11 protein-coding genes are annotated in these 11,246 nt (G+C 32.5%); 6 read left to right on the forward strand and 5 right to left on the reverse strand.

Going from position 1 to position 11,246, the window contains the following annotated elements; genetic code table 11:
• The first annotated feature begins 136 nt into the window (after positions 1-136).
• The 5 genes from K1X44_08135 to K1X44_08155 all read left to right on the forward strand — a co-directional run bounded on the left by K1X44_08135 (position 137) and on the right by K1X44_08155 (position 5,320).
• On the forward strand, positions 137-316 hold the full coding sequence (locus K1X44_08135) for a hypothetical protein (GenBank protein ID MBX7147261.1): 180 nt from the start codon (positions 137-139) through the stop codon (positions 314-316).
• Positions 317-535: 219 nt separating this feature from the next.
• Entirely contained in the window at positions 536-697 is a 162-nt protein-coding gene (locus K1X44_08140; GenBank protein MBX7147262.1) for a hypothetical protein, read from the forward strand.
• A 221-nt stretch (positions 698-918) separates the two neighbouring features.
• Positions 919-1,095: a hypothetical protein gene (locus tag K1X44_08145; protein ID MBX7147263.1), complete on the forward strand. Its 177-nt coding sequence runs from the start codon at positions 919-921 to the stop codon at positions 1,093-1,095.
• Positions 1,096-1,269: 174 nt separating this feature from the next.
• The gene (locus K1X44_08150; GenBank protein MBX7147264.1) at positions 1,270-1,668 is read left to right on the forward strand and encodes a hypothetical protein; all 399 of its coding nucleotides are present in this window, start codon (positions 1,270-1,272) and stop codon (positions 1,666-1,668) included.
• A gap of 52 nt (positions 1,669-1,720) precedes the next feature.
• Positions 1,721-5,320 carry an AsmA family protein gene (locus K1X44_08155; protein MBX7147265.1) on the forward strand — a complete coding sequence of 1,200 codons (3,600 nt, stop codon included), beginning with the start codon at positions 1,721-1,723 and terminating at the stop codon, positions 5,318-5,320.
• 17 nt (positions 5,321-5,337) lie between these two features.
• Here the strand turns inward: K1X44_08155 and fumC are convergent, their stop codons facing one another.
• From fumC to K1X44_08180, 5 genes are all read right to left on the reverse strand, one after another.
• A complete protein-coding gene (gene fumC / locus K1X44_08160) occupies positions 5,338-6,753 on the reverse strand; it encodes a class II fumarate hydratase (GenBank protein MBX7147266.1) in 1,416 nt (471 codons plus the stop codon).
• Positions 6,737-7,420, reverse strand: coding sequence for a molybdenum cofactor guanylyltransferase (locus K1X44_08165; protein ID MBX7147267.1), 684 nt, complete (start codon positions 7,418-7,420; stop codon positions 6,737-6,739). Before K1X44_08165 ends, fumC begins: the two co-directional genes overlap by 17 nt.
• Positions 7,421-7,423: 3 nt before the next feature.
• Positions 7,424-8,143 carry an isochorismatase family protein gene (locus K1X44_08170; protein ID MBX7147268.1) on the reverse strand — a complete coding sequence of 240 codons (720 nt, stop codon included), beginning with the start codon at positions 8,141-8,143 and terminating at the stop codon, positions 7,424-7,426.
• 95 nt (positions 8,144-8,238) lie between these two features.
• A complete protein-coding gene (gene hemA / locus K1X44_08175; GenBank protein ID MBX7147269.1) occupies positions 8,239-9,456 on the reverse strand; it encodes a 5-aminolevulinate synthase in 1,218 nt (405 codons plus the stop codon).
• 18 nt (positions 9,457-9,474) lie between these two features.
• Positions 9,475-10,857 carry an aspartate aminotransferase family protein gene (locus K1X44_08180; GenBank protein ID MBX7147270.1) on the reverse strand — a complete coding sequence of 461 codons (1,383 nt, stop codon included), beginning with the start codon at positions 10,855-10,857 and terminating at the stop codon, positions 9,475-9,477.
• 175 nt (positions 10,858-11,032) lie between these two features.
• On the opposite strand from K1X44_08180, the gene K1X44_08185 reads away from it, so the two are divergent.
• Positions 11,033-11,246: 4a-hydroxytetrahydrobiopterin dehydratase (locus tag K1X44_08185; GenBank protein MBX7147271.1), on the forward strand; the 214-nt coding region annotated here is incomplete at its 3' end.

Genomic DNA, 11,246 nt, shown 5'->3' on the forward strand with positions numbered 1-11,246 from the left:
CTTATTCTACCTGTAATCTACTCTTAAATTTATTATATATTATATTTATAATTAAATTATTGGCAATAAATTAATTTTATATGAAAATATAATAGAATATATAATATAAAAAAAATATTTTAATAGGAGATAAATAATGATCCATACTCTTTTGATTACCATTGCTTTACTAAACTCCATTTGTGCCTTTGCCAATACAACAACAGATAAAACTACCACAAAAAATAGCAATCAAATTCAATTAGCTCCAAATAGCAATGAAATTCGATTTACTCCAGGTGGGTGTGATCTAGCTTCAATAGCAAATTGTCTTTAATATATAAAAATTCTAAAAATCTAAAACCCGCTTTTTATTGCCGATAACAAATCTCGAAAATTGAATTCTATCCCTACATTAGTAAATTTAACTATTCTAGAAATTTATATATAAATATATTGACATAATAATTTTATTATCTTATTTTAATGCAATATATAATATTATATATTAAATATTTACTATTAAATAATTTAATTTTTATTAGGAGATAAATTAATGACACGTAGTATTTTAATTGCTTTAGCTTTATTAAGTTCGGTTTCCGCTTTTGCAAGCACAACACCAGACAAAGCATCTGTAAAAATCGGTAACCAAATCCAATTGGCTTTCCCTCTTTGTGATAATTTACCAGATAATTCAAAATTACCTTGTCTATAATTTTATAAGTTTTATTTAAAAGCCCACGATAAGTGGGCTTTTTTTAAACCATAAAATTACTTACTTCCAATAATTTTAAATTATGGTTAATAAATCATTAAAATATATTGACAAAGCAATTTTATTATATAAAAATTGAAAATTATGTTATATTAGTTTTAAATTTCTTATTTTAAAGATATAATATATTTTATTAATCAATTTATTAGGAGATATAATAAATGACACGTAGTATTTTAATTGCTTTAGCTTTATTGGCATCCGCATCTGCTTTTGCAAGTGCACCTACCACCAAACAACCTATTGCAAAAGATAGTGGGAAATCTATTCAATTAGCGCGCCCTGATTGTTCTGATTACACCCCACCACCACCTTTTGATAAATGGTGTTTAAATTAATAGGTAGAAATTTAAATTCAAAAAACCCGTTTTATAAAAACGGGTTTTTTTATAACTTATGATCTTACTATTTGTTAATAAAAGTCCTTGAATCTTGATTGCTTATTTATTTAAATTATCTGTAAAATAGCTTATATAATATAAACTTCTTATTAGCACACTTCATATAAGATTATGTTACCCGTACAAGAACCTGTCAGCATTTTAACCCATGATCCTGTTACTTTGTTATGGCACCATTTTAACAAACGCAATTGGTATGCCGCAAAACAATTACTGGCCCCAAATTTTGTTGCCGAATGGCCGCAAACCCGTGAACGAATTAAAGGTGCTGATAATTTTATCGAACTTAATTCCCATTACCCTGGTCAATGGCAATGCCAATTAAAAAAAAATATTTCCTATAGTGAAAATAAAAGAATGAGTTTAGTAATTATAACAAATGGCACAAATATATTTTATGCGACCTCTTTTTATACATTAGATCATGATAAAATTACGCATGCTCTGGAATTCTTTGCCGAAAATAGCGCCCCACCTTATAATAGAGCCCAATGGGTTGAATATTATTAGGAATTAATTTCATCAAGTATAAAATATTAAATAAATCATAAATTATCCTTTCATGTCATTTCGTAATTTAATATTAGGGTTTATTGCATTAATTTTTATTACAGTAAGTGCAATTTTAATCATCCCTAATTTTATTGATTGGAATTATTATAAAGATGATATCGCCAAACTTGCCTTTCAAACAACGGGGCAACAATTTATTATTAAAGGCAAGCTTTCTTTCACCTTACTTCCAACCCCAACCTTTCATGCAGAAAATATAGAATTTAGCAATACACAAAATTCTTTTCCTATTACATCAGTCCAACAAGTAGAAATTGTTTTAACCTTTCCATCTTTATTAAAAGGAAAACTTAATTTAGAAAAAGTTGTTTTAATTGAACCTAAAATTCAACTTGAAAAAATTGCAGACAGTTTTTTTACCAATAAATCAAAAGATCCAGTTACCAAAAGCCCAACCTTAAGAGATCTTGCGTCAATTCAAAATTTACTTCTTAATGCGCAACTTCATAATCTTGCAATTAAACATGGTTTTTTTAGTTATCAAGATACCCAAACCAATACACATTATGAATTTCAAAACGTTGATCTTAATTTAAAGACTGAATCATTCATTGGACCTTATTATGTCCAGGGTTCTTTTACTTTTAAGGATCAAAATTTTAATTTTGATTGGTATAGCCACCAACCCTCTTATTCATCACTTGCCAGTGTTAAAGTCAAAATTCAATCTAATAGTTTAAATTTAATGGGTATGGTGGATGGCACCCTTAATCTTCATACCACTCTTCCCACTCTTAATGGGAATATAACGCTTCAAAGTAATACACTTAACCCTTCTTTTATTCATCCTACATTAAAAGGAATTGGTATCTTTGATATACCTTTTACTTTAAATAGTAAAATTAACATCACGTCAGAAAAAAGTATTTTTGACAATCTAACTTTACAAATTTTTGACCAGGAAATGAAAGGGGATGCATCTTTCACCAGAAACAAGGATTCTATTTTAAAAGGAGAGATTAACCTTTCCACCCCACTTGTTGATCTAGATGCCTGGCAGAATAAACCACGTGGCCAAATTCCAGTAACGCTTGAACAAAAGGAAACAAATGGTATTTTGGGATCTATTCTGTCCCAGTATATGTACACTATTAATTTAATCATTGATAATTTTCGATACCGCGGACAAACCATAGATACGATCCAAAGCAAAATCCAATTTAACAATTCCCATATAAATATTGATTCTTTTTCGGGTCATTTTCCTGGTAATTCATCCATATCTTTGAAGGGTCAAGTTGATTATTCAAATAAAATACCAACTTTTACCGGGCCAATTAAAATTACATCAGATGATCCGAAATTATTCTGGCAATGGTTCGGATATTCTATTGAACATAATCTACCTTGGTTCGATAAATTTTCTTTATCTAGTACCATCATGCTCAATAATAATGAGCTTTTATTTGATCAAGCTATAATCAATTGGAACAACAGTCAGTTCGACGGGAAAATTACCTTTCATTTGCCCCAACATGAAAACCAATCAACTGATACCCTTATTCAAGGAGCAATTGATACACTTAATCTTACCGATTATTTATCTTTTTATAAATCTCGGGACCAAGAGATTAAAAATCCTTCTTTATCTTATCCATGGTCACTTTTCTCTTCGTTTGCTTCATTACATGCCAATACAGATCTTAAAATAAAAAATTTAACCTGGAAAAATCACACTATAGAAAATGTTCATATTGATTTAGCCAATCAAAATAACAATCTTATTTTTCGTGACATTTCCAGTGATAATTTTGCAGGGGGTCGTTTTAATTTAAATGGCAGCATAACCGATCTTGAACAAAAGAAAAATTTTGAAAGTAATATTGATATTGATATCAAAGATTCCAGTTTAGCTTTTGGGTTATTGGGTTTAAAAGATTATGTAAAAAAATCACCAGGTGCGTTAAAATTAAAAAGCAAAATATCAGGAAATTCTGATGATTTTTATTATGACGTTACTTTTAATTTAAATGATTTAGGAATGGAAGGCCAATCCACAGGTCATGCCAATCAATTTGGGTTAGCTATACCAAAAATTGTAAGTGATTTTAATCTCCGTACCCATAATCTTTCTTCTTTTATGCAAACTTTTGGTATGGATAGTACTTTTATAAATTATATGAATGATGATTTTATCTTAAATGGTAAAATTGATCATAATGATCAATCTTTATTTTTAAAAGCCACCCTTAATGGAACCAAATCAGAAAGCCAATTAATTTTCAATGGACTTATAAAGGATATTGATAAAAAACCTTTGATAGAATCCAATTTTAATTGGTCAATAAAAAACCCGCGTTATCTTTTATTCCCCAATGAAAATATTGATTTCGCTTTATCCAGTTGGAATAGTGAGGGAAAAATCGATGGTGCTTTCGATCACCTATCCCTTACAACGTCAACGAACATCCTAGGTGGGCAAATTAAAGTTGATGGTTTATGGGAACCTTCATCTTTTGATTTACATATAGATAGCTCGTATCCAGATCCTAAAGCTTTAGGACAAGTTTTAATAAAATTATATCCTAAACAAAATATGGATATAGGGAAAATTACCCAAAATCCTTTTACTTTTAAAAGCCAAATGATCACAAATTCTTCAGATTTTGAATTGAAAGATTTTATTTTAACCTTAGGTCAAAGCGATCTTAAAGGGACAGGGTCAATTAAAGAAGTTGAAGGACGATCAAAATTATTTTTTAATGGGCAAAGTAGTTTTCTTGATCTTGAAACATTGCATCCCTTTTTATCATTTTTATTTTTAGATAAACAATCCTTCTTATGGGAACCGTCATGGACATTCAATCGCCAAATTTTAGACAATGATTTTGTAAAAAAATATGATGTTAATTTTACCTTAAATGCTGAACATTTAAGATATAAAAATTATCAAGCCGATAATTTAATTGGCACTATTATTTTGGACCAAGGTGTTTTATCTCTTTCGCCTTTTAGTGCTAATTTTCTTGGGGGTTCTATTGATTTAGATGGGAAATTGGCTTTGGAAAATTCTTTGCATCTGACAGGAACGATGATGCTTGATTCTATAGATTCCAAAAAATTGTTACCTATCCTTGGTACAACATCCTATTTTGAAGGCCCTATTTCTTTAAATAGTGTTTTTGAAACACGCGGCGAAAATTGGCATGAATTTATTGATAATCTTAATGGTAAAGGTCAATTCGAAACACAATTAATTTTTTCTCCCTCTTTTTTAAAGTCAAATTACGCTGTTTTATCCCGTGTTTTTAAAAACAAAATAAAAAATTCATTGAATTTAAAAAATAGTTTAAATTTACTGGATAAATTTTTTGTATCTCTTAAAACAACACCAAGTAAATTAGTATCTAGTTTTACCATAAGACAAGGTACTTTAAATAGTGAAGATATAAAATTTGACCATCAGAACATTGAACTAAAAGCCCAAGGGTCAACGCATCTTACAACCAAGGAAGCAAATTTTACTATAAACTGTTATTGTCAAGACAATAAAGAAAAACCAACCTTCACTTTTGATCTTAAAGGTATCAATGATAATTTAAAAATAAACCTAATTGATATGCTTTGGATACCATCAAGAAAAAAATAATTATTTTTGTTTAAATATTAATCATTAGGTTTGATCATAGCTTCTGGTTTTATAAGGCGATCAAATTCTTCACCTGTTAAGAAACCAAGCTCAACTGCAGCTTCCCGTAAAGTACTATTATTTTCATAGGCTTTTTTAGCAACCTTGGCAGCTTTATCATACCCAATATGGGGGTTAAGGGCTGTCACTAACATTAAGGATTGCGAAAGTAATTGATGGATACGTTCATGGTTGGCTTCTATACCTTTAAGACAATTATCAACAAAGCTATGACAACTATCTGCCAACAAGCGGCCAGATTGAAGTATATTATAAATGATAACTGGTTTATAAACATTAAGCTCCAAATGGCCTTGGCTTCCAGCTATGGTAATGGTTGTATGGTTACCCATAATTTGGGTTGTTACCATGGTCATAGCTTCAGCCTGGGTGGGATTAACTTTACCCGGCATAATGGATGATCCTGGTTCATTTTCAGGAAGTTTGATTTCACCCAAACCCGATCTTGGTCCAGAACCTAAAAGACGAATGTCATTAGCAATTTTCATCAAAGAAACCGCTATAACATTATAAGCCCCAGATAATTCAACCATGGCATCATGTGCAGCCAATGCTTCAAATTTATTTTCAGCTGTCACAAAAGGTAATTTTGTTAAAAGAGATAATTCTTTAACAAATTCTTCGGCAAATCCTTTTTTACTGTTCAATCCTGTTCCTACTGCCGTACCACCCTGGGCAAGTTGATAGAGACGGGGTAAGACAGCCTGAACACGCTGTTCAGCATTTTTAATTTGCATAGCGTAACCTGAAAATTCTTGGCCCAAAGTTAACGGCGTTGCATCTTGTAAATGGGTACGCCCTATTTTGATTATGGAAGAAAATTCTTTACTTTTAGCGTCCAAGGTTTGATGAAGTTTTTTTAATGCAGGTAATACATCATGATGAATTTGCGTCACGGCCGCAATATGCATCGCTGTTGGAAAAGAATCATTAGATGATTGTCCGCAATTGACATGATCATTAGGATGAATAACTGATTTATCACCAATCTTGCCACCCAAAAATTCAATGGCCCTATTCGCAATAACTTCATTTACATTCATATTCGTTTGTGTTCCAGATCCGGTTTGCCATACAACAAGGGGAAACTGATCATCAAGTTTACCTTCAAAAACTTCTTGGGCTGCTTTAAGAATGGGTTGCCCTTTTGCTTTATCTAATTCGCCTAATTTTATATTTGCTGATGCAGCAGCATGTTTTAAAAATCCAAAAGCATGAATAAGATCACGTGGCATTAATTCCCCCCCAATTTTAAAATTTTCAAGTGATCTTTGTGTTTGCGCCCCCCAATAGCAATCTTTTGGTACCTCTATCGTACCCATTGAATCAGCCTCTAAACGCATGTCATTTTTAGATTTAAGATTGTTCTGCATAACCTACCTTTTGATTTCTACCTTGTAATTGATTATTCTCTTTTAAAGTATCATGAGCTTTTTGCAAATCAATAAAATTATTTATATTAGAAAATTTTTCACTACCTTTTTCAGAAAAATCAATTTTTTCCGCGTGATAAAAATTCATTAAATCTTGTAAACGATATAGGTTTTTATTTTGGACATGATACAAAATATTAGTAGCCAATGTTATTGGCCATAAAGCAATCGTATAATGGGATGAATTATTTTCTGTAACATATAAAGGTTTTGCTGGATAATTTATTTGGTTAGAGCACAAAATCTTAAATAGGTTTGGATCTAAAAAAGGCATATCAACAGGTATCGTAAAGATATATTCGTATAATGGTCGATTTTTTTTAATCCAAATTAAGGAAGATACAATGCCAGAAATCGGTCCATCAATATGATCTGACACATCATAGATTATCCCAGCATGACAGTTTTTAAAATTTTCTTGATAGAATTGGTGAGGTTTTAAAGAAAAAAAAACTTCCTGTGTATGCGCCTGACAATAATTATATGCCCATTGATATAAAGGCATATCATTTAAAATTCTATGGGGTTTATTTCCACCCAATCTTTTACCCAAACCACCTGCCAGAATAACTGAGGTTACAGAATTTGTTAAAAATGCATGAGACATATATTAAGCAAATTCAATTTTGTTAAGCAGTATGGCCCCCCGCGACGCCATAAAATAAAGTCCCAAATGATGGGTTAAGTCTTGGGGATGAGATGCCGTTAGGGGCAGCCCATCTTTCTTTACCATATCCATAGGCAAATCATATGTGGCACATGCCGGTTCATAAACAGCTATATGTTTTAAAAAAGGGGCTAATTTATGATTGCGCACGGATAATAATGTTAAAACAAAATCCATCACACAAATATCTGTACAAATCCCCATTACAATAACAGTTTTTAATCGATATGCGTTAAGCCAATCAAGAACCACATTTGTACCATCAGGGAGACTTGCCCCTATATAGCCATTGATACAATCTTTACGAATTAAGGTTGTTTGGGGATCTTGTTCTAACCATAAAAGTTCAGATACCAAATTTTCTTCACCTGTTCCAACCTGACAATGCGGTGGATAAGGAGGTTCATCATGATCGGCGTTATGGCTATCTAAAAAAACCAACATTGGCCATTTTTGTTCGCTCCAATAATGGGCCAATCTATTTGTCTCTAAAACCATTTGGTCAATTTTTGCATTGGGCTGTTTGGGGGCCAAATTACCGGCACCCACAGTTACAAAACCATTAACCTCATCAACTATAATAAGCCCTGTTGCTTCTTGACCAACAGATAAAGAAGATAATTCTATAGGTAAAACCGTTTTAAGATCTGGTAATATGGACATCGACAATACCCTTTAAGATATATTGCTTATATGTAAGATCAGCCTACAAATTTATCAAGCCAAGTTTTAAATTTTGTTCTAAATAATTATGATATTTATGCTGCTTTTAACAAAGATAATTTTTGATATTCAAAGATTAACGCATCCACTAATTGATTAATCATAAAATCTGTGTGTAAAGGTGTGGGTGTAATGCGCAATCGTTCTGTTCCCCTTGGGACAGTGGGATAATTAATAGGTTGCACATAAATACCATGGTCATTTAACAAGGCATCAGCAAGTTTTTTACATTTTATCGGATCCCCAATTTTAAGGGGGACAATATGACTTGTTGATGGTATAAGGGGTAATCCAGCTTCGATAAATTTGGTCTTAACTTGATGCACAATGTTTTTTTGCATAATTCTTAAATGGTGATCATGTTTCAAATAGCGAATAGCAGCCAACGCCCCCGCCGCAATTACAGGGGGTAATGAGGTTGTAAAAATAAATCCAGGCGCATAACTTCGAATAACATCAATAAGTGTTTTGGATCCTGTAATATATCCACCCATTGTTCCAAAGGCTTTACCCAAAGTACCCTCGATAATCGTTAATCTTGAGGTAAGATTTTCTTCCTCCGAAATTCCCCCCCCATGCATGCCATACATGCCAACAGCATGTACTTCATCAAGATAAGTAAGCGCATTATATTGGTCAGCCAAATCACATAGGGCAGAAATAGGGGCAATATCCCCATCCATAGAATATACAGATTCAAAAACGATAATTTTTGGTCGATTTTTATCAGTTCTGCCTAATAATTGCTGTAAATGATCAACATCATTATGGCGGAAAATATGTTTTTCAGCCCCAGAAGAACGTATCGCCGCAATAATCGACGCATGATTCAAAGCATCTGAATAAACAACACAATTTGGCAAAAGCCGAATTAATGTGCCCAAAGCTGCTTCATTACTGACATAGCCTGATGAAAATAAAAGGCCATTTTCTTTCTGGTGTAAGGATGCTAATTCTTCTTCTAATTCTGACAATAAATAATGATTGCCCGCGATGTTTCTGGTCCCACCAGATCCGGCCCCATAATGATCCAACGCATTTTTCATCGCTGTTAAAACGGATGGGTGTTGACCCATACCAAGATAATCATTACTACACCACACCGTAATATCGCGAGGTTTGCTATTTGGTGATGCATAATAAAAAGCTTTGGGGAAATTACCCGGATCGCGTTTTATCTTAGTAAAAATCCGATAACGGCCTTCGGCTTTTAATTGATTGATTTGTTCTGAAAAAAAAGTTTCGTAATCCATAAAAAAACCATTCGTTTATTAATTTTTATCATACTCTTTTTCATAAATCCAATTCAAGGTATCATTTAACCCCATTTTTATTTTATCGATTAAGTCTGTTATTTGTTCTTCATTAATAATTAACGGGGGACAACAGGCAATTGTATCTTGAATATTTCGTAAAATAAGCCCATGTTTTTGCAAAAAACGTATCATTTCTGTACCTATAGCTAAGTTTGCAGGGAATGATTCTTTTATTTTTTTATTTTTAACAAGTTCAATCCCGCCCAATAAACCAATACCACGAATCTCCCCCACTAAAGGATGATCTATCAAACTTTGTAGGCCTTGTTGAAACAAAGACGACATTTTTTGGACATGGCTTACAATATCAATTTCTTGATATATTTTTAAAGTTTCACACGCAACAGCTGCACCTACCGGATGACCAGAATAGGTAAAACCATGACCAAAGGTTCCTATCTTATTACTATTGTCACGAATAATATTGTAAATTTTTTCATTAATCAATAATGCTCCTATAGGTACATAAGCAGATGATAAAGCTTTAGCCATCGTTATCATATCAGGTTTTAAATCAAATGTGGTTGTCCCAAACATTTGACCTGTGCGACCAAATCCACAAATAACTTCGTCCACAATAAATAAAATATCATGACGGCATAAAATCTCTTGAATTTTTTCAAAATAAGTGGGTGGCGGCACAATGACACCCCCTGCACCCATAACCGGCTCAGCAATAAAAGCTGCGATGGTTTCTGGGTCTTCTTTTTGGATAAGCGTCTCTAAATTATCTGCACATCTTTGGCTAAATTCTTCTATCGTTTCACCCTCATGCCCGTATCGATAATAATGGGGGCAATCTGTATGGATAATCCCAGAAATAGGCAAGTCAAAATCATTATGATTATTGGCAAGCCCCGTTAAACTTGCAGTTGCAATTGTTACCCCATGATAGGCTTTTATTCTGGAAATAATCTTTTTTTTACGGGGTCTATTTAAAGCATTATTATAATACCAAACAATTTTCATGGCTGTATCATTTGCCTCAGACCCGGATGTGGTAAAATAGGCCTTTGACATAGGAACAGGGGATATTTTCAATAACGCTTCGGCCAGTTCAATTGAAACCGTTGATGTTTTATGGGTAAAATTATGGTAAAAAGGCAATTGTTCCATTTGTTTTTTGGCCGCATCCACCAATCTTGGTTGATTAAATCCAAGTGACGTACACCACAATCCAGCCATCCCTTCAATATAGCTGCGACCTTCATCATCAAAAACATAAATACCTTTCCCAGATTCAACAACAAAGGGACCCATTTCTTCATGTTTTAATGCATTCGTATAGGAATGGAGCTGCGCTTTTTTATCTCTCGCCGACCATGAATTGAAAATCATTATTGAATACTTTGTTTATGGGAAATAAATTTAATTTCTTAACTATGCCTATAAATATACATCATGTCAAAAATTATGAAAAGATGACATAAAGTCGCTTGGATTTTTGATTATATAATAGGATATTTTTCGCTAGAATACTTTATTAATAGAATAATAATCAAAGGAAGAAATTATGGTTGAAAAACTTACCCCCCAACAACGTCAAAAATTTTTAAATGACCACAAAAATTGGCAAGTTCTTGAAAAACGTGATGCTATTTTCAGAAGTTTTAAATTTTCCAATTTTTCTAAGGCATGGGGATTTATGACCCAAATTGCTCTTTTAGCAGAAAAATTTGATCATCATCCCGAATGGTTTAATGTTTATAATAAAGTAGATATTACCC

Source organism: Alphaproteobacteria bacterium (assembly GCA_019695395.1).
GTDB lineage: Bacteria > Pseudomonadota > Alphaproteobacteria > JAEUKQ01 > JAIBAD01 > JAIBAD01.

Excerpts from the sequence above, each read along its gene's own strand:
- K1X44_08165 (MBX7147267.1), bottom strand. The coding sequence starts at position 7,420 with ATGTCTCATGCATTTTTAACAAATTCTGTAACCTCAGTTATTCTGGCA.
- K1X44_08140 (MBX7147262.1), top strand. The coding sequence starts at position 536 with ATGACACGTAGTATTTTAATTGCTTTAGCTTTATTAAGTTCGGTTTCC.
- K1X44_08155 (MBX7147265.1), top strand. The coding sequence starts at position 1,721 with ATGTCATTTCGTAATTTAATATTAGGGTTTATTGCATTAATTTTTATT.
- hemA (MBX7147269.1), bottom strand. The coding sequence starts at position 9,456 with ATGGATTACGAAACTTTTTTTTCAGAACAAATCAATCAATTAAAAGCC.
- K1X44_08180 (MBX7147270.1), bottom strand. The coding sequence starts at position 10,857 with ATGATTTTCAATTCATGGTCGGCGAGAGATAAAAAAGCGCAGCTCCAT.
- K1X44_08145 (MBX7147263.1), top strand. The coding sequence starts at position 919 with ATGACACGTAGTATTTTAATTGCTTTAGCTTTATTGGCATCCGCATCT.
- K1X44_08150 (MBX7147264.1), top strand. The coding sequence starts at position 1,270 with ATGTTACCCGTACAAGAACCTGTCAGCATTTTAACCCATGATCCTGTT.
- K1X44_08135 (MBX7147261.1), top strand. The coding sequence starts at position 137 with ATGATCCATACTCTTTTGATTACCATTGCTTTACTAAACTCCATTTGT.
- fumC (MBX7147266.1), bottom strand. The coding sequence starts at position 6,753 with ATGCAGAACAATCTTAAATCTAAAAATGACATGCGTTTAGAGGCTGAT.
- K1X44_08170 (MBX7147268.1), bottom strand. The coding sequence starts at position 8,143 with ATGTCCATATTACCAGATCTTAAAACGGTTTTACCTATAGAATTATCT.